Consider the following 18292-nt stretch of genomic DNA (forward strand, 5'->3'; position numbering starts at 1 on the left):
GGCGACGCGCGCGAGGATTGGTCGATCCTGCGGGCGCTGTCCGACGCGCTCGGCAAGCCGCTGCCGTTCGACAGTTTCTCAGAGCTTCGCGCCAAGCTGTTCAAAGAGCATCGGGAATTCGCGCAGACGGGTCTCGTCGCCTTCAACTGGGCGCCACCTTCGCTCGACGCGAAGGTGGCCGAGGGGAGCACGCTCGCTTATCCGGTCAAGGACTTCTACCTGACCAACCCGATCGCCCGCTCCTCGCCGACGCTGCAGCGCTGTTCGGCCGAGCTGCTCCACGGACAGGACTTCGCGGAGGCGGCGGAATGAGCTTTTACCGCTGGTGCATGCGCTTCGGTGCGGCGATCCTCTTCGCCATCGCAATGGTTCAGCTCGTGCTGGGCCTGATCGGCGTCTTCCAGCTTATTGGGTCGTCGGAGACGCCCCTGAACCACAATATGGCGAGCGTGGATCCGTCCTATCACTTGTTGATGGTGCTACAGGCGCTTTTGGCCGTCTTTGCCTCGGCTGCTCTGCCATTCTTCGGAGCGCTGCTGATCGAACGCCTCGATCGCTGGCTTGCGGTGAAGGGCAGGGCCGAATGACCGCGTGGTTCCAATCGACTTGGCTCGGGCCGGGCTGGGGCTGGTTCATCGCCACCCTGATCCTGATCCTGCTGATCGCGCTGCCGCTGATGCTGGCGGTGGCGATGATCATCTATGCGGATCGCAAGATCTGGGCGGCGATGGCGCTCAGGCGCGGGCCGAACGTGGTCGGGCCGCTCGGGTTGCTGCAGAGCTTCGCCGACGGGCTCAAGGTTTTCCTCAAGGAAACCATCGTCCCGACCAGCGCCAACCAGGGCCTGTTCCTGATCGCGCCGATCATTACCTTCACGGTCGCGCTGGTCGCCTGGGCGGTGATCCCGTTCGGCGACGGGATGGTGCTGGCCAACATCAATGTCGGCCTGCTCTACCTGCTCGCGGTGTCCTCGCTCGGCGTCTACGGGATCATCATCGCAGGCTGGGCGTCCAACTCGAAATATCCGTTTTACAGCGCTTTGCGTGCCGCTGCTCAGATGGTGTCCTATGAGGTGTCGATCGGCTTCGTGCTGATCCCGGTGGTGCTCTGGGCGGGCACCTTCAATCTCTCCGGCATCATCGCCGCACAGCAGGGGCATATCCTGGGCTGGGGCAATATGTTCGGCCTCAATCCGCTGCTCTTCCCGCTCGCTGTGATCTTCCTGATCTCCTCGATGGCGGAGACGGCAAGGGCGCCCTTCGACCTCACCGAGGCGGAGAGCGAGCTCGTCGCCGGCTTCCAGACCGAATATAGCTCGATGGCCTTCGCGCTCTTCTGGCTGGGCGAATATGGCAACGTCATCCTGATGTGCGCCATGAACGCGCTGCTCTTCTGGGGCGGCTGGCTGCCGCCGGTCGATTGGGCGCCGCTCTACGCCGTCCCCGGCATCATCTGGTTCTTCGCCAAGATCCTGCTCTTCTTCTTCGTCTTCTCCTGGGTGAAGGCCACCGTGCCCCGCTACCGCTACGACCAGCTGATGCGGCTCGGCTGGAAGATCTTCCTGCCCATCTCGCTTCTCTGGGTGTTTCTGGTCTCCGGTTATCTGATGCTGACACGAAGCGATCAGCATTCCGGTCGGATCGCGCCAACCGTGGCCACGCTGGCCGCTCATAATGCCTCTGACGCCTGCATTCTCGTGAGAGCGGAGGAGTACGGCAATGCAAATGCTAGGCCCGTGATGGTCGTCTATTTGCAGCGGCCGGAGAGCAATGGGCCGAACCGGGACCTGATCGAAATCCGCGCCCCATCGGAGTTAGCAGGCAGCTATCGCTACCGACAGGACAGGGGTCGCGGCTTTGGCGGGAGCGGATCGCTCGAGCTATTGACCCAAACGGGTCGTCGCGACCTCGCGTTGGCGCAGACAGACGTGCAAATCGATGGGCGAAATTCCGCCATGCTGTTCGTGCTCGATGAAGCTCGTCCGCTTTGGGGCGATTGCCTTACACGATCCATGTTGGGAGGCCGCGCGTGAGCATCGCCCACTACATCAAGACCTTCACGCTCTGGGAGTTCGTCAAGGCGCACGCGCTGACCTTGCGCTATTTCTTCAAGCCCAAGGCGACGATCAACTATCCTTACGAGAAGAACCCGATCTCGCCGCGCTTTCGGGGCGAGCATGCGCTGCGCCGCTATCCGAACGGGGAAGAGCGCTGCATCGCCTGCAAGCTCTGCGAGGCGATTTGCCCGGCGCTGGCGATCACGATCGAGGCCGAGGAGCGGGCGGACGGCAGCCGGCGCACCACCCGCTACGACATCGACATGACCAAGTGCATCTATTGCGGGCTGTGCCAGGAGGCCTGCCCGGTCGATGCGATCGTCGAGGGGCCGAACATGGATTTCTCGACCGAAACCCGCGAGGAGCTGATCTACGACAAGGCGAAATTGCTCGACAATGGCGACCGGTGGGAGAGGGCGCTGGCGGCCAACATTGCCGCCGACGCGCCCTATCGGTAGGCGGCGCGCGTGATTCCCGTCCTTGCCTTCTACCTGTTTGCGACGCTCGTGATCTTCTCGGGCGTGATGACGATCGCGTCGCGCAATCCGGTCCATTCGGTGCTGTGGCTGATCCTCGCCTTCTTCAACGCCGCCGGGCTGTTCCTGCTGCTGGGGGCCGAGTTCCTCGCCTTCCTGCTGGTCATCGTCTACGTCGGCGCGGTCGCGGTTTTGTTCCTGTTCGTGGTGATGATGCTCGACGTCGATTTCGCCGAGCTTCGCGCCGGGTTCGCGCGTTACTGGCCGCTCGGCATCGGCCTCGCCGCGGTGCTGCTGGGCGAGATGCTGGCGGCCGTGCTGGCCTGGCGGGAGGGCGGCATCGCGCTGGAGGGCCGCACCGCGCCGGTCGCGCCGGACGCCTCCAACATCGTTGCGCTCGGCCAGCTGCTCTACAGTCGCTATCTCTTCATCTTCGAGGCGGCGGGCTTCGTCCTGCTGGTCGCGATGGTCGGCGCGATCGTGCTGACCCGGCGCCGCCGCGGCGACATCCGCACGCCGAACGTCTCCAGCCAGGTCCGCCGCCGGCCGCAGGATTCGGTGGTGAACATGCGGCCGCCGGTGGGGCAGGGCGTGGAGCTGTGATCGGCCTCCACGAAACCCTCCCCGTTGAGGGGAGGGGGACCGCGCGGCGCAATCGCGTGGTGGAGGGGTGCGCACGTTCGCGCGTTTCCTCCACCGCTGACACCCCTCCGTCGCGCTGCGCGCGCCACCTCCCCTCAAAGGGGAGGATGAGGTCATGATCGGCCTCCACCATTACCTCACCGTCGGCGCGATCCTGTTCGTGCTCGGGGTGTTCGGCATCTTTTTGAACCGCAAGAACGTCATCGTCATCCTGATGGCGATCGAGCTGATCCTGCTCGCGGTGAACATCAATCTCGTCGCCTTCTCCGCCTTCCTGGGCGACATGGTCGGGCAGGTGTTCGCGATGTTCGTGCTGACCGTCGCCGCGGCCGAGGCGGCGATCGGGCTCGCCATCCTGGTCATCTATTATCGCAACCGCGGCACCATCGCGGTCGACGACATCAACCAGATGCGGGGGTGACGGTGTTCCAGGTTTCCCGTCATTGCGAGCGAAGCGAAGCAATCCAGTTGCTGGATCGCCGCGGCGCTGTCGCGCCTCGCGATAACGGGGAGGTGGTCGGCTGATGGTTCAGGCGATCGTCTTCCTGCCTTTGCTCGCGGCGATCGTCGCCGGGCTTGGCGGCCGGCTGATCGGCAAGACGGCGGCGAAGGTCGTGACGACCGGCTCGCTGTTCGTCGGCATGGCCCTGTCCTGGCCGATCTTCCTCGGCTTCATCGCGGGCACGCAGCATTCGGAACTGCATCCGGTCTTCACCTGGATCAATTCGGGCGCGCTGCAGGTCGACTGGGCGCTGCGCGTCGACGCGCTGACTGCGGTGATGCTGGTGGTGGTGACGACCGTCTCGGCGCTCGTCCACCTCTACTCCTGGGGCTATATGGCGGAGGACGACGGCCAGCCGCGCTTCTTCGCCTATCTGTCGCTGTTCAGCTTCGCGATGCTGATGCTGGTGACGGCGGACAATCTCGTCCAGATGTTCTTCGGCTGGGAGGGCGTCGGGCTCGCCTCCTATCTGCTGATCGGCTTCTGGTATCACAAGCCCTCGGCCAATGCGGCGGCGATGAAGGCGTTCATCGTCAACCGGATCGGCGATTTCGGCTTCAGCCTGGGTATTTTCGCCTGCTTCCTCGTCTTCGGCACGATCTCGATCCCCGGAATCCTCGAGGCGGCGCCGAGCATGGCCGGCTCGACGATCGGCTTCCTCGGCTATCGCATCGACACGCTGACCCTGATCTGCATCCTGCTGTTCATCGGCGCCTGCGGCAAATCGGCCCAGCTCGGCCTTCACACCTGGCTTCCCGACGCGATGGAGGGCCCGACTCCCGTCTCCGCCCTCATCCATGCCGCGACGATGGTGACCGCCGGCGTGTTCATGGTCTGCCGCCTGTCGCCGCTCTTCGAGACCAGCGAGACGGCGCTGGCCGTGGTCACCGTCGTCGGCGCACTCACCGCCTTGTTCGCGGCGACCGTCGGCACGGTGCAGAACGACATCAAGCGGGTGATCGCTTATTCGACCTGCTCGCAGCTGGGCTACATGTTCATGGCGGCGGGCGTCGGCGCTTATGGCGCGGCGATGTTCCACCTCTTCACCCATGCCTTCTTCAAGGCTTTGCTGTTCCTCGGTGCGGGCTCGGTCATCCACGCGATGCACCACGAGCAGGACATGCGTTACTATGGCGCGCTGCGTAAGGAGATCCCGCTCACCTTCTGGGCGATGACGATCGGCACGCTGGCGATCACCGGCGTCGGCGTGATCGGGCTGTTCGGTTTCGCGGGATTCTATTCCAAGGACGCGATTATCGAGAGCGCGTTCGCCAGCGGCGCGAGCTTCGGCGGCTTCGCCTTCTTCGTCGCCGTGTTCGCGGCCTTGCTGACCAGCTTCTACTCCTGGCGGCTCGTCTTCCTGACCTTCTTCGGCAAGGCGCGCTGGGCCGAGAGCGAGCATATCCAGCACGCCTTGCACGGCGACCATCACGATCATCCCGACGCCGAGGATGCCGGCCACGATACGCATGCGCACGAGGCGGGTGCGGCCGAAATGCGCGAGGGAACGGGCGGCTATCATCCCCACGAGAGCCCGTGGACGATCCTGGTGCCGCTCGGCCTGCTGGCGCTGGGCTCGCTGCTCGCCGGGTTCATCTTCCACCATGCGTTCATCGACGCCGAGGGCGGGCCGCATTTCTGGGCCGGCAGCGTCGCCTTCGACGCCCATCTCGCGCATGAGAGCCATCTCGTCCCGCTCTGGGTGAAGCTCTCAGCGACGGCGGCGATGTTGCTCGGCCTCGCCATCGCCTTCTACGCCTACATCCGCAACACCGCGTTCCCGGCGATTTTCGCCAGCAATTTCAGGCTGCTCTATCTGTTCCTTTTGAACAAATGGTATTTCGATGAGCTGTTCGACCTGATCTTCGTCCGGCCTGCGGTCTGGCTCGGCCGGCTGCTCTGGAAGCGTGGCGACGAGGGGACGATCGACCGCTTCGGGCCGGACGGCGCTTCGGCCGTGGTGATGGTGGGAACCAGGCTCACGGCGCGCATCCAGACCGGTTATCTCTACACCTATGCGCTGGTGATGTTGCTCGGAGTCGCCGCCGCCACGACCTGGGTGATGGCGCGGTGACGGGCTTCCCGATCCTTTCGGCGATCCTCTCCTTGCCTTTGCTCGGCGCGCTCGCCTGCCTGCTGACGGGCGCGGGAGGGGCGCGCTGGATCGCGCTGGCGACGACGCTCGCCACGCTGGCGCTCTCGATCGGCCTTTGGGTGACCTACCAGATCGGCGGGCCGCAATGGCAGTTCGTCGAGCGCGCCGACCTGTTCGGCAGTTTCGCCTGGGCGCTCGGCATCGACGGCATTGCCCTGATGCTGATTGTCTTGACCGCCTTCCTGATGCCGATCTGCATCGCCGCGTCCTGGGAGGCGATCGAGCAGCGGGTGCCGGAATTCATGGCCTGCTTCCTGTTCATGGAGACGCTGATGCTCGGCGTCTTCATGGCGCAGGATCTGTTCCTCTTTTACATCTTCTTCGAGGCCGGCCTGATCCCGATGTACCTGATCATCGGCATCTGGGGCGGCGCGAACCGGATCTACGCCGCTTACAAGTTCTTCCTCTACACCCTGCTCGGCTCGGTGCTGATGCTCGTCGCCATGCTGTGGATGGTGAACTATGCCGGCACCACCGCCATCCCCGAGCTGATGGCGACCGATTTCCCGGCCGAGGCGCAGACCTGGCTGTGGCTCGCCTTCTTCGCCAGCTTCGCGGTGAAGATGCCGATGTGGCCGGTCCACACCTGGCTGCCCGACGCGCACGTTCAGGCGCCGACCGCGGGCTCGGTGATCCTCGCCGGCGTGCTCTTGAAGATGGGCGGCTACGGCTTCGTCCGCTTCTCGCTGCCGATGTTCCCGGAGGCGTCGGCGCAGCTGATCTGGATCATCTTCGGCCTGTCGATGGTGGCGGTTGTATACACGAGTCTCGTCGCGCTTGTGCAGCAGGACATGAAGAAGCTGATCGCTTATTCGTCCGTCGCGCACATGGCGTTCGTCACGATCGGCCTGTTCACCTTCAACCGCCAGGGGATCGAGGGTGGGCTCGTCGTGATGCTCTCGCACGGTCTGGTTTCGGGCGCGCTCTTCCTGTGTGTGGGGGTCGTCTACGACCGGCTGCACAGCCGCGAGATCGCCAAATATGGCGGCCTTTCGAACAACATGCCGGGCTATGCTTTGCTGTTCATGCTGTTCACCATGGCCTCGGTCGGCCTGCCGGGGACGAGCGGCTTCGTCGGCGAGTTCCTGGCCCTGGTCGGCGCCTATGCGGCGAACAGCTGGGTGGCGGCGGTGGCGACGACGGGCATCATCCTCGGCGCCGCCTACATGCTCTGGCTCTACTGGCGGATCGCCTTCGGCGCGGCTCGGACCGAGGAGGCGGCCACGCTCAAGGACCTCAACGTCCGCGAATGGGCGCTGATGGCGCCGATCGCCGCGGCGGTGTTGTGGATGGGCGTCTATCCGGAAAGCTTCATCGCGCCGATGCGCGAGGATGTCGCGGTGCTGCTCGAACGGGTTCAGCATGCCGCGCCGCCCGGTGACGCCATGGTGAGCGCCGGCCAGCCCGCGCCGGCAGCGGCGCATGCCCCCGCGGCGGAAGGGGTTCATCATTGATGTGGAACGATTTCATCCTGACGCTTCCGGAAGAGATTATCGGGCTTGGCGCGCTGGTGCTGATGATCGCGGCCGCCTGGACGGGCGATCGGGGCGCCGCCGTGCTGACCTGGCTGTCGGTGCTGGTCCTGGGCATTGCGGCCGCCTTCCTGCCGGGCCTGGTCGATGACGGCGGCGCGGCCTTCGGCGGGCAGTTCGTTGCCGACCGCTTCGCGGCCTTCGCCAAGATTGTCACCTACCTCGCCGCGATCGTCGCGATGCTGGCGGCGATGACCTGGTTCGGGCGCGACCGCGACTACCGCGCCGAATATCCGGTGCTGATCCTGTTCGCGGTGCTCGGCATGGGGATCATGATCTCCGCCCACGACCTCTTGACGCTCTATGTCGGCCTCGAGCTGCAGAGCCTCGCCGCTTATGTGCTGGCGAGCTTCCAGCGCTCCGACGCGCGCTCCTCCGAGGCGGGCCTCAAATATTTCGTCCTCGGCGCGCTGGCGAGCGGCATCCTGCTCTACGGCATCTCGCTGCTCTACGGCTTTACCGGCACGACTGGCTTCGACGGCGTCGCGCGGGCGCTCGCCGCCGATGGCGTCTCGACCGGTGAGTTGTTCGGCATCGTCTTCGTCCTCGCCGGCCTTGCCTTCAAGGTGAGCGCGGTGCCGTTCCACATGTGGACGCCGGACGTCTACGAAGGCGCGCCGACTCCGGTCACCGCTTTCTTCGCCTCCGCGCCCAAGGTGGCCGCGATGGCCCTGCTGGTACGGGTGACTGTGGACTCGATGGGGCCGGCGACCGACGAATGGCGGCAGATCGTGATCTTCGCGGCATTGGCCTCGACCGTGCTGGGCGGCGTCGCGGCGATCGGGCAGAAGAATATCAAGCGGCTGCTCGCCTACAGCTCGATCAACAATGTCGGCTTCGCGCTGGTCGGCCTCGCCGCCGGCACGCCGCAGGGCGTCGCCTCGGTGCTGTTCTACATGGCGGTCTATGTCGCGATGACCTTGGGCGCCTTTCTTGTCGTGCTCCGCATGCGCGATGCAAATGGCGAGCCGGTGGAGGCGATCGCCAGCCTCGCCGGCCTGTCACAGACCCGGCCTTGGCTCGCGCTGGGGATGGCAATGTTCATGTTCAGTCTGGCCGGCATTCCGCCATTCCTTGGCTTCTTCTCGAAGCTCTTCGTGTTCAATGCCGCCGTTCAAGCGAACCTAACCTGGTTGGCGGTGATCGCCATTGTCACCTCGGTGATCGGTGCCTTCTATTACATCATGATCGTCAAAATGATGTACTTTGACGAACCAGCTCCAGCCTACTCGGATGTTCGCGAGCCCGCGACCGCCGGCCTCATGCTTGCTTCCGCTGCCTTCGTATCTCCGCTCGGCTGGTTCGCGCTCGGCGCCTTGAATGCCGCGACCCTCAACGCGGCGAACTCGCTCTTTTGATCCGAACCGTCGCCGAGACTGGCTCGACCAACGACGATCTCGCCGCGCTCGCGCGGGAAGGCGCCGCGGAAGGGATATGGCTGCGAGCCGAACGACAGACCGGCGGCAAGGGGCGGCAGGGCAGAACATGGCTGTCGCCGCCGGGAAACCTCTACGCCTCGACGATCGTGCGGCTCCGTCCGGGCGATCCGCCGGCGCCGACCTTGGCGCTGGTCACAGCCGTAGCGCTGCACGAGGTGCTCGCGCCATTTGCACCGGACGCCACAATCAAATGGCCGAACGACCTGCTGATCCGCGGCGCGAAAGTGGCAGGCATCCTGTTGGAGCGTGTCGACGATGCGGTGATCGCCGGCTTCGGCGTCAATATCGCGCATCATCCGGAAGGCCTACCTCGCCCCGCCACCAGTCTCAGCGCGCTTGCCGGCACGGCGCCGGCGCCCGCGGCTTTGCTTGAGAACCTGGCCCGCAATTTTTCGCGCTGGCTGGTACGGTGGCGGCAGGAGGACCTGGCGCGCGTGCGCGCCGCCTGGCTCACCGCGGCCCACGCGCTCGGCACCGTCCTCTCCACGCCGGAGGGCGAGGGCCTGTTCGACGGCCTCGACGAGAGCGGCGCATTGCGACTGCGCTTGGCAGACGGATCGATCCGGCTCGTCCATGCCGGCGACGTGTTCCCTGGCTGAAAGGCGGCCCGATCTTAGCCGGCGCTCCGGCGGCGCGCTCGAAAGGCACCGGGCGAACGTCCGTGCCAGGCCTGGAAAGCGCGGTAGAAGGAATTTGGATCCTCGAAACCGAGCAGGAAGGCGATCTCGCCGTCAGTGAAGGCGGTATCGGTGAGATAGAATTGGGCATGGTCCTTGCGGACCTCGTCGAGCAGCTGGCGGAACGAGGTCCCGCTCTCCTTCAGCAACCGCTGCATCGCCCGCATGCTCATCGCCATCTCGCCGGCGATCGCGCGCGCGTCGGGCCGCCGCCCGCGCATTCTCGCGGCAATGGTCGACCGCACCCGTGCCGCGGCCGATTGCGGCGGGATGTTCGCCCGCAAATAGGGGATGAGCGCGCCCAGCATGTCCGGATTGTGCGTGCTGAACGGCAGTGCAAGATCAGCCGCGGCGAATACCATGGCGTTGCGCGGCGCCCCGAGCCGCAGCGGGCAACCGAAAAAGGCGGCATGCTGCGCCCCGTCCTCCAGCCCGGCGGCGCTGAACCGCACTTCGCGCGGCGCGAGCGCGGCACGACCCGTTCCCCGCCGGCACAGCTCGACTAGTAGCGCCAGCTCGGCGTCGACCAGAACCTGCGGAAGCGGCACGCCGCAAATGGGCCATTGATAACCGAGCGTCGCTTGGCCGGTCCCGTCGATGGTGATCGCGAGGTCCTCCGGGTCGAGCAGGCGGCGGAAGCGGGCGACCACGTCAATTGCACCTGCGACGTCGGCAGCGTTGATCATAGCCAGGAAGAAGGGCTCGGTGATGTCGGGCCTGACCGAGCGGGCCAGGCGGATGCCGATGTTCGGATCGCCGCTGACCGCGCGGATCGCCGTCCAGAGCGCGAAATATTCCGCCGGCGGCGCGAACTTTGCCGGGCTGTCGAGCAGCATCGGCGAAAGCCCGGCTTGGGCGAGGATTTCGGCGCGGGACAGGCCTGCCTCGTGCAGGGCCGTTGCCAGCCCCACTGGAATCCTGAACGCGGGCCGCGCCGTGCCCTCAGCCTGCTGCGGATATGAAGCCCGGTGGCGGGTCAACCTTGCCCCCGATCGCGATGACGAATCGTATCGGATCGAGATGCTCGGCGAAACGGGTGATTTTACCGTCGCGAACCGTGAACCGGCTGACATAAAGGTTGTGATAGGGGAGAGAGGTCGCCCTGATCCGTGTGTCGCTCTTATATTCTGCGATCACCTCGCCGGGATCGCCCGCCAGGGTATCGATCATGAGATCGTGGAGGTTCTCGGGCTCCATCAGCTCGCGGACGCTGTCGAGGAACGCGAGCGCTTCCTCCTTTCCGTCGCAGTGTACCTGAAACCAGTCGGGCGCGAACGGGATCGTGAACCGGAAATCCTCCGAAACCAAGGCGTCCATTGCGGCGATGTTCCAATCGTCGTTGATAGCCTCGATGAAGCGCCGCACCAGTTCGGCGTTCGACCGGCGGAGCGTTTCCTCAGCCATACGCCCGCCTCGGCCGCGTCGCTTTGTAGGCCGCGACGAGCAGAAGGGCTCCGATCAAATAGTGGGTCGGGATCGAGATGATGATTCCGGCCTGGGCCGAGGCGGTGGCGAACACTCCCTCGTCGGCCATGGTGAGCCAGATCACCCAATCCGCGGTCGCGCTTCCGACCTGGTAGAGCGCGAAGGCGAGTGCGACCCCCGGATGCGGCTCATTGCGCAATATCCACGCGACCCAAGCCTGCGAGGCGAGTGCGATGGCGAGTAACTTGGCGATCCAATGGCCGTCGGGCGACAACACCCAGCCGGTGATCGGGAAAACGAGGTACGGCGGCGTTAGCAAGCCGATCAGCGCATAGGCCAGCTCCACGATCGCGACCACTCGAAACAGGAAGCCCAGATCGGTGAGTCTGGTCATGATCCTTCCCTCCAATGACCTGGAGGCGATCATGGCGGGCGTATCGCGCAGGCGCACTAGCAGGACGCGCCTATCCTCTTGCGGATTGCGACAGCAGCGCCTCTCGCCAATCCGTCACGCTCCGGCTAGGGACGCGCCATGCTGCTCGCCATCGACGCTGGCAACACCAACCTCGTCTTCGCGCTTGTCGAGGACCCCGGATCGAGTCCGGGGCAGGCGGTATCGATCCGCGCGCGCTGGCGGATCGCGACCGATGCGCGGCGGACGGCGGATCAATATGCGGTCTGGCTGCATCAGCTGCTCGAGCTCGAGGGCTTCACCCGCGCCGATGTGAGCGCGGTGATCATCGGCACGGTCGTGCCGCGCGCGCTGCACAATCTGGAGGTGCTGGCGAGCAAATATTTCGGCGTGACGCCGCTCGTCGCAGGGCAGGGCGAGGCGGATTACGGCATCGAGCTCGATGTCGCCGATCCGAAGACGGTCGGCGCGGACCGAGCGCTCAACGCGATCGCCGCGCATGAAGTCCATCCCGGTGACCTCATCGTCATCGATTTCGGCACCGCGACCACCTTCGACGTGGTCGATTTCAGCGGCGCCTATAAAGGCGGGATTATCGCGCCGGGGATCAACCTGTCGCTCGACGCGCTCGTCGCCGCCGCGGCCAAGCTGCCCCGCGTCGCGATCGAGGCGCCGGAGGACCAGAGCGTGATCGGCCGCACGACCGAGAGCCAGATGCATATCGGCATCTACTGGGGCTATGTCGCGATGATGGAGGGGCTGGTCGCACGGCTGAAGGCGGAGATCGGCCGGCCGGTGAAGGTCATCGCCACCGGCGGCCTCGCCACCCTGTTCGACAAGCACACCACGATTTTCGACGCGGTCGAGGGCGACCTCACCATCCAGGGCCTGTCTTTACTTTATCAGCGGAGCAAATCCGCTGTCTGATCGTCATTGCGAGGAGCGAAGCGACGCGGCAATCCAGCCTGGATTGCTTCGCCGCGCTCGCAATGACGGGGTGGATCCGAATCTATGACCCCCGGCGAAGAGCTCCTTTTCCTCGCGCTCGGCGGCTCGGACGAGATTGGCATGAACGTCAATCTCTACGGCTGCCGGGGCAAATGGGTGATGGTCGATCTCGGCGTCACCTTCGCCGACCATCAATATCCGGGCATCGACCTCGTCTTGCCGGACACCGCCTTCATCGAGGAGCGGCGGGAGAACCTGCTCGGCATCGTCCTGACGCACGGTCATGAGGATCATATCGGCGCGGTTCCCTACCTTGCCGCCGATCTCGGGGTGCCGCTTTACGCCACCGATTTCACCGCCCGGATGATCCGCGGCAAGCTCTACGAGGAAGGGCTGACCGACGTCGACCTCCGGGTGATCGAGATCGGCGGAGCATTCGAGCTCGGCCCATTCGCCTTTCGCTACGTGCCGCTCGCCCATTCGATCCCGGACATGCAGGCCTGCGTGATCGACACGCCTTTCGGTCGGGTTTTTCACACCGGCGACTGGAAGCTGGACGTCGACCCCGTGATTGGCGCGCCGGCGACCGCCGAGGCGCTGACCGCGATCGGCGAGGAGGGCGTGCTCGCCCTGGTCTGCGATTCGACCAACGCGTTCAACGCGGCGGAATCAGGCAGCGAGGGCGGCGTGCGCACCGATCTTGCGCGCGTGATCGGCGCGGCGCGGGGCCGGGTGCTGGTCACCACCTTCGCCTCCAACGCGGCGCGGCTTCATACGCTCGGCGAGATCGCGAAGGAGAGCAAGCGCAAGCTGTGCGTCGCGGGCCGCTCGCTCGACCGGATCATCGGCGTCGCCAAAGCCAGCGGCTATCTCAAGTCGTTCCCGGAAGTGATTGATTTCGAAGCCGCGATGCGGCTGCCGCCGCGCGAGCTGATGATCATCGCGACCGGCGGGCAGGGCGAGCCCAATGCGGCGCTCGGCCGGATCGCCGGCGGCGGCCATCCGCTGAAGCTGGACGAGGGCGATCTCGTCCTCTTCTCGTCGAAGCAGATCCCCGGCAACGAGGTCGCCATCGGCCGCATCCAGAACCAGCTCGCCCGATCCAACATCCCGATCGTCACCGAGAAGCAGGCGCATGTCCACGTCTCCGGCCATCCGGGCCGGCCCGAGCTCGCGGCGCTCTACAAATGGCTGCGGCCTGAAACCGTGATTCCGGTCCATGGCGAACGGCGGCATATGGCCGAGCAGGCGCGCTTCGCGCTGTCGGAAGGCGTTGCGACCGCGCTTGTTCAGTCGAATGGCGATGTTGTTCGCCTCGCGCCTGATGGGCCACAGATCGTGGGCCGCGAGCGGACCGGGCGGCTGGTGCTGGACGGCGACGTCATCCTTCCGGCCGATGGCGCGACGATCAACGACCGGCGCCGGATCGCGGTCAACGGATTGATCTCGGTCGCGGTCGCGGTCGACGGCGCGGGGCGCGTGCAGGGGCGGCCCGAGCTGGCGCTGCACGGTATTCCGGTCGAGGAGGATCGCGACGCCTTCCTCGACGAAGCCTGTGAGGCGGCCGCGGCGGCCGCTGCCTCGGGAACGCGCGACGAGGAGAAGTTGCGCGAGGCGATCCGGCTCGCGGTGCGCCGGTGCGCGACCGACTGGACCGGCAAGAAGCCGGTCGTCGCGGTCAGCTTCGTTCGGATCTGATCCTGAATGCGCTGGACGTCCGCACTCGCCATCTATGTGCTGTTCTGGGTGGCCGCCTTCTTCGTCGTCCTGCCCTTCGGCGTGAAGACGCATGAGGAAGCCGGCGTCGAGCGGGTGCCCGGCCAGGCGGACAGCGCGCCGCACGCCTTCAGCTTCGGCCGCAACGCGCTGCGCGCGACGATCGTGTCGGCGGTCCTGTTCGGCCTGTACTACGCGAATTACGTGTACGGCTGGATCACGCCCGCCGACCTAGACTGGGTCCACCGCGGCTAGCGACGCAGCCGCTCGATCGCCTGGGCAAGCGCGACATAGAGCTTGCCCATGTCGGAAGAGAGCAGGGTGACGGCGAGGGCATGGCCGTCGCGGTCGGCGAGCACCCGGCGCAACATTGCCTCGAAATCGTGGACGTAGCGGTTCACCTGGTCGCGGAAGTCCGGCTCTTCCTCATAATGACGCTGGATTTCGCGCGCCTCGCCAGTGTCGAGCAGCCGCACCGCGCGGCGGGTGAAGACGCCGCGGTCGCCCCTGAGATAGGCGGCCCAGGCGGTGTCGGCGACTTCGTTCGACAGCAATTTGTTGACGTCGATCGCGGTCGAGTTGAGCGCCTCGATCAGCAGGGAGACGCGCCGCGACAGCGCCTCGGCGTCCTGCTCCTCGCGTGCGGCGCGGTCCTCGGCGATCCGATCCTCGATCGCGGCTGCGGTCTCGCTCATCGTCAGCAGTTGGCGGGTGAGCCGCTCGCTTGCCTGGCGGGCGACCGCCATCGCGCGCTGTGATGCACCGGCAACCTCGGCGAGCTGGTCTTGCACCGGCTCGGCGGTCGCCTCGGCGAGCGCCTCGCGCGTGGCGTCCGCGAGCGCGGCGACGCTGTCGGGAATAGCGGCGACGATCGCCTCGCGGGCATGGTTCGCCGCCTGTTGCGCCGCCTCGCGAACGCGGACCAGCGACTCGACGAGGGCGGGGCCGGTCTCCTGGACGAGGCGTGCCGAGGCCGTGTCGGTCTCGTCAAGCGCGGCGGCCAGTGTGGCAAGCTTCGCTTCAGCTTCGGCGACGCCGTCGCGGGTCGCGGCCAAGAGCATCTCGAGCCCCGCGCGCTGGCGGTTGAGGCTGGCCTCGCTCTCGCCCAACGCCTCGGCGGCAAGCGCCGCGCTGGCCTGAGCGCCCTCGACCGCCGGGACAAGGCCCAGCGCGGCCGCGCTGGTGCGCTCCGCCTGCTGCTCGACGGTCGCCAAGGCTGCCGGAAGCTCGTCGCGCAGCTGCGTCGCGACCACGGAAAGCGCGCTGCCCAGGTCCTGCGTGCGGCCGATCAGGGTGGCTCCCGCCGCTTCCCCTTCGCCAAGTTCGCCACGCAAAGCCTGCGCAACCTCGCGCAGGCTGGCCAAAGCCTGGCCGATCCGGCCGCTCTGTGCCTCGCCGGACGCGCCCAAAGCCGCGATCTGGCCTTCGATCTCGCCCAATTGCGCCGCGAGTCGTTCGGCGAGCCGCGCGCCGGCTCGATCTTGCCGGGCGAGATGGCCGGCAAGAGCCTCGACCGCCGCACTCGCCTCGCCGAGCCGGACAATCAGCGCCTGACCGGCATCGGCCGTGGCGCCTTCGAACGCGGCGCGGCTCTGCTCGACCATCGCCAGCACCGTCTGGCCCTGCGCGTCGAGGCCGGCACGCGCCTGCTCGACCGCGTCGGCCGCGCGACCCATCGCGCCGTCGACGGCAAGGTTCATCGCCGCTGCCGACTGATCGATCCGCTCCACCGCCGCACCGGCACTGGTTTCCAGCCGCGTCACTTGTGCGCCAAGCCTTTGCGCCGCCCCGCCCAGCGCTTCGTCCGCCTCGCGGCCGCGGGCGGCGAGCGCCGCGAGATGGCCTTCCAGCGACGCAGATTGCTCGTGCGCGGAAAGGCCCGAAGCGCGAATCGATTCCGCCGCCGCGCGCGCTTGGGCCTCGGCCTGGGGCAGGTCGCTGAGCAGCACGCCGATATCGATTCGCGCGCTGGCGGCGGCCGTGTCGAGCGCCTGCGCGGTGCGGTCCAGCGCCGCCGATTCGCCGGCGAGGGCGCGAGTCGTGCGACCGATTCGATCCGCGGCCTCGTCGCCCAGGCTCATCAGCCGGCTCGCCTCGTCGGACAGAGCGGCGCGATTGTCGTGGAGCCGCGAGGCGATCACCGCGAGCGCCTGCTCCAGCGTCTCGCTCTCGCTGCGCAGCGCGCGCACCGCTTCGGCGAAGCGCTCGGTCTCGCGGCGCGACGAGCGGCCGAAGAGCAGCCAGGTCAGAGCGAGCAGGATCAGCGGCGCCGAGATCGTCGCCAGCGGCGCCAGCCAGGCGGCGGGCGCCGAGCCGGGCCAGGCGGTCCACAGCGCGTAGCCGCTGAAACCGAGCCAGCCGAGCGCCGCCGCGATCAGCATGAAGGCCAGGATCGTCGGCCATATGCGGCGCGATTGCTCTTCCTCCTCGATCAGATCGTGGAAGGAAAAGGATTCCACCGGCTCGATCGCGGTTTCGTTCGCCGCGTTCCAGCTCCGGTGATCCGGCGCATGCGCCTCGGCGCGCTCAACCCCCGTCGTCATGGACCGCATCCTATCATGTCGCGGGCGGGATGAAACGGGGCGTTAACACGGTTCGGCCTAAATCGCGGGCATGGCGTACGATCCCGGAGCGCTGAACGCGTCGCTCGCCGCCGCGGTCGGCAATGACAGCGAGCTGATGGCGGAGCTGCGCGCGGCGTTCATCGACAGCGCGTCGCGCCAGTTCGACCTGATGGGACGGGCCCGTTGCGACGCCAATTGGCGGATCGCCGCTTCGCGGCTCAAGAGCCTCGCCGCCAGCTTCGGCGCCAGCGGGCTGGTCGCGCTCGCCGACGACGCCCTGGGCGGCGCGCCGGGCGATCCGGTGGTGCTGCGGGAGATCGCCCGCTCCATCGACGATTTCGCCGGGGCATAGACCATGGTCGTTTCAGGCTGATTCAGCCTGAAATGTGAATCATGGTCTCGATATATAGCGAGAGCCTGATTCACGCCTTACACCGAAACGCCGACGGCGTTTCGTCCTAAGACGATCAGGCTCTGAGCCGAACCGTTTTGCCAGCGGCCGTCATGGCCTCTACCGTTTCGGCGAATCCGCGAACGGGGGAATGGACTTGGCGCTGGCCGCGTTGATCGCCGCCTATCATGAATCGGGGGAAGCCGGCGCGCTGCGCGCGGTGCTGCCGCTTGCCGGGCGCACCTTGATCGAACGGCAGGTGCGGCTCGCCGCGCGCGCCGGCGCGACGCGAATCATCGTGGTCGTCGAGCGACTGCCGGCGGAACTGGGCGCGGCGCTGGAACGGCTGCGCCGAGACCGGCTGCCGGTTCACATCGCCCGCGACGTCGAGGAAGCGGCGGAGGCGATCGAGCCGGCCGACCGGCTGCTGATGATCGGCGATGGCGCGGTGATTGACGAAAACCAGCTCGCGCGGCTCGCCGAGGGCAGCGGCCATGCCGTGCTCACCGTGCCGGACAGCGTCCATGGCGAGCTTTACGAGCGGATCGACGGCCAGTCGCGCTGGGGCGGCGCGGCGGCGATGGACGGTCACATGCTCCACGCGACCGCCGCGATGGTGCGCGACTGGGATCTGCAATCGACCCTGCTGCGCCGCACGCTCCAGGCCGGCGCGCGCCATGTCGCCGCGGACCGGCCGCTGGCGATCATCGATCGCGCCGCGGATGTCGCCGCGCTGGAGGGGCGCATCCTGGCCGACGCGCTCGAGACGCGCGGGAGCTGGATCGATCGGTTGCTCGCACCGGTCGAGCGCTTGCTCGCCAGCGCGTTGCTCGGCGGCTCCGTGGGCCCCGGGCTGATCGGCGGCGTCGCCGCGGGCTTTACCGCGCTCGGCGCGGCGGGCTTTGCATGGGGCTGGAACTGGAGCGGGCTCGCGCTGATGCTGCTCGCCACGCCGCTGGAGGGGACCGCTTTGCGCGTCGGGCGGGCGCGGCTGCTCGACGATCCGGCGCGCAGCTGGTGGCGGCAGTTGCTGCCCGCGCTTTCCGGGACCGGGCTGTTCGCTTTGGGCTATGGTCAGGCGGCGGCGCAGGGCTGGGGGACGATCCTGCTCGCCGCGATGACGATTGCCTTCATGATCGCGCTTTCGGAGGAGCGGGAAAAGGCGTCGATCCCGGGCTCGGTCGCGCTGGCCGACCGCAAGGGCCTCAGCTGGCTGATGCTGCCGCTCGCCGGATTCGGCGGCTGGCTGGCGGGGCTCGCCGGCCTGTTCGCTTATGCCGCGGGGAGCTTCTTCTGGGCCCAGCGTCACGCGCATCGGCCGAAGGACCAAGATTAGCAGCGGTTTAACCCTGTGTCG

The 18292-nt window shown here is 66.8% G+C and carries 17 protein-coding genes and 2 pseudogenes; 15 read left to right on the forward strand and 4 right to left on the reverse strand.

What is annotated here, in order from left to right; genetic code table 11:
- The 10 genes and pseudogenes from ACT4N3_RS02935 to ACT4N3_RS02980 all read left to right on the forward strand — a co-directional run.
- Positions 1–312, forward strand: a pseudogene (locus tag ACT4N3_RS02935) (NADH-quinone oxidoreductase subunit NuoG); the annotation flags it as partial.
- On the forward strand, positions 309–587 hold the full coding sequence (locus tag ACT4N3_RS02940) for a hypothetical protein (protein WP_444853713.1): 279 nt from the start codon (positions 309–311) through the stop codon (positions 585–587). The pseudogene ACT4N3_RS02935 and the gene ACT4N3_RS02940, both read left to right, overlap by 4 nt.
- Positions 584–1618 (forward strand): annotated as a pseudogene (nuoH, locus tag ACT4N3_RS02945) (NADH-quinone oxidoreductase subunit NuoH); the annotation flags it as partial. The gene ACT4N3_RS02940 and the pseudogene nuoH, both read left to right, overlap by 4 nt.
- 410 nt (positions 1619–2028) lie before the next feature.
- Positions 2029–2514 (forward strand): NADH-quinone oxidoreductase subunit NuoI, encoded by a 486-nt coding sequence (gene nuoI / locus ACT4N3_RS02950; RefSeq protein ID WP_444853714.1) that lies wholly within the window; start codon positions 2029–2031, stop codon positions 2512–2514.
- A 9-nt stretch (positions 2515–2523) separates the two neighbouring features.
- The gene (locus ACT4N3_RS02955) at positions 2524–3135 is read left to right on the forward strand and encodes an NADH-quinone oxidoreductase subunit J (protein WP_444853715.1); all 612 of its coding nucleotides are present in this window, start codon (positions 2524–2526) and stop codon (positions 3133–3135) included.
- A gap of 154 nt (positions 3136–3289) precedes the next feature.
- Positions 3290–3595 (forward strand): NADH-quinone oxidoreductase subunit NuoK, encoded by a 306-nt coding sequence (nuoK, locus tag ACT4N3_RS02960; protein ID WP_444853716.1) that lies wholly within the window; start codon positions 3290–3292, stop codon positions 3593–3595.
- Positions 3596–3698: 103 nt separating this feature from the next.
- Positions 3699–5750, forward strand: coding sequence for an NADH-quinone oxidoreductase subunit L (gene nuoL / locus ACT4N3_RS02965; RefSeq protein WP_444853717.1), 2052 nt, complete (start codon positions 3699–3701; stop codon positions 5748–5750).
- A complete protein-coding gene (locus ACT4N3_RS02970; protein WP_444853718.1) occupies positions 5747–7285 on the forward strand; it encodes an NADH-quinone oxidoreductase subunit M in 1539 nt (512 codons plus the stop codon). The genes nuoL and ACT4N3_RS02970 overlap by 4 nt, the downstream gene beginning before the upstream one ends.
- Positions 7285–8721 carry an NADH-quinone oxidoreductase subunit NuoN gene (gene nuoN, locus ACT4N3_RS02975; RefSeq protein WP_444853719.1) on the forward strand — a complete coding sequence of 479 codons (1437 nt, stop codon included), beginning with the start codon at positions 7285–7287 and terminating at the stop codon, positions 8719–8721. The genes ACT4N3_RS02970 and nuoN overlap by 1 nt, the downstream gene beginning before the upstream one ends.
- The gene (locus ACT4N3_RS02980; RefSeq protein ID WP_444853720.1) at positions 8718–9401 is read left to right on the forward strand and encodes a biotin--[acetyl-CoA-carboxylase] ligase; all 684 of its coding nucleotides are present in this window, start codon (positions 8718–8720) and stop codon (positions 9399–9401) included. The genes nuoN and ACT4N3_RS02980 overlap by 4 nt, the downstream gene beginning before the upstream one ends.
- Before the next feature lie 14 nt (positions 9402–9415).
- Here ACT4N3_RS02980 and ACT4N3_RS02985 read toward each other — a convergent pair whose 3' ends face one another.
- From ACT4N3_RS02985 to ACT4N3_RS02995, 3 genes are read right to left on the reverse strand one after another with little or no spacing between them, the layout of a single operon-like run.
- Positions 9416–10390 (reverse strand): AraC family transcriptional regulator, encoded by a 975-nt coding sequence (locus ACT4N3_RS02985; RefSeq protein WP_444853721.1) that lies wholly within the window; start codon positions 10388–10390, stop codon positions 9416–9418.
- 31 nt (positions 10391–10421) lie between these two features.
- Positions 10422–10883: a nuclear transport factor 2 family protein gene (locus ACT4N3_RS02990; RefSeq protein WP_444853722.1), complete on the reverse strand. Its 462-nt coding sequence runs from the start codon at positions 10881–10883 to the stop codon at positions 10422–10424.
- A complete protein-coding gene (locus tag ACT4N3_RS02995; protein WP_444853723.1) occupies positions 10876–11298 on the reverse strand; it encodes a hypothetical protein in 423 nt (140 codons plus the stop codon). The genes ACT4N3_RS02990 and ACT4N3_RS02995 overlap by 8 nt, the downstream gene beginning before the upstream one ends.
- A gap of 138 nt (positions 11299–11436) precedes the next feature.
- Here ACT4N3_RS02995 and ACT4N3_RS03000 point away from each other — a divergent pair, with 138 nt between their 5' ends.
- The 3 genes from ACT4N3_RS03000 to ACT4N3_RS03010 all read left to right on the forward strand — a co-directional run bounded on the left by ACT4N3_RS03000 (position 11437) and on the right by ACT4N3_RS03010 (position 14235).
- Positions 11437–12243, forward strand: a complete 807-nt coding sequence (locus ACT4N3_RS03000) for a type III pantothenate kinase (RefSeq protein WP_444853724.1) — start codon at positions 11437–11439, stop codon at positions 12241–12243.
- Positions 12244–12327: 84 nt separating this feature from the next.
- On the forward strand, positions 12328–13962 hold the full coding sequence (locus ACT4N3_RS03005; RefSeq protein WP_444853725.1) for a ribonuclease J: 1635 nt from the start codon (positions 12328–12330) through the stop codon (positions 13960–13962).
- A 6-nt stretch (positions 13963–13968) separates the two neighbouring features.
- Entirely contained in the window at positions 13969–14235 is a 267-nt protein-coding gene (locus ACT4N3_RS03010) for a DUF1467 family protein (protein WP_444853726.1), read from the forward strand.
- On the opposite strand, the gene ACT4N3_RS03015 is transcribed toward ACT4N3_RS03010, so the two are convergent.
- Positions 14232–16523, reverse strand: coding sequence for a hypothetical protein (locus ACT4N3_RS03015; RefSeq protein WP_444853727.1), 2292 nt, complete (start codon positions 16521–16523; stop codon positions 14232–14234). The two genes, ACT4N3_RS03010 and ACT4N3_RS03015, sit on opposite strands and share 4 nt — an antisense overlap.
- A gap of 70 nt (positions 16524–16593) precedes the next feature.
- Between ACT4N3_RS03015 and ACT4N3_RS03020 the strand changes: the two genes are divergently transcribed.
- The gene (locus ACT4N3_RS03020; protein ID WP_444853728.1) at positions 16594–16896 is read left to right on the forward strand and encodes an Hpt domain-containing protein; all 303 of its coding nucleotides are present in this window, start codon (positions 16594–16596) and stop codon (positions 16894–16896) included.
- A gap of 190 nt (positions 16897–17086) precedes the next feature.
- Positions 17087–18271, forward strand: coding sequence for a hypothetical protein (locus ACT4N3_RS03025; RefSeq protein ID WP_444853729.1), 1185 nt, complete (start codon positions 17087–17089; stop codon positions 18269–18271).
- The last annotated feature ends 21 nt before the right edge of the window (positions 18272–18292 follow it).

This window comes from Sphingosinicella sp., from assembly GCF_052388015.1.
GTDB lineage: Bacteria > Pseudomonadota > Alphaproteobacteria > Sphingomonadales > Sphingomonadaceae > Allosphingosinicella.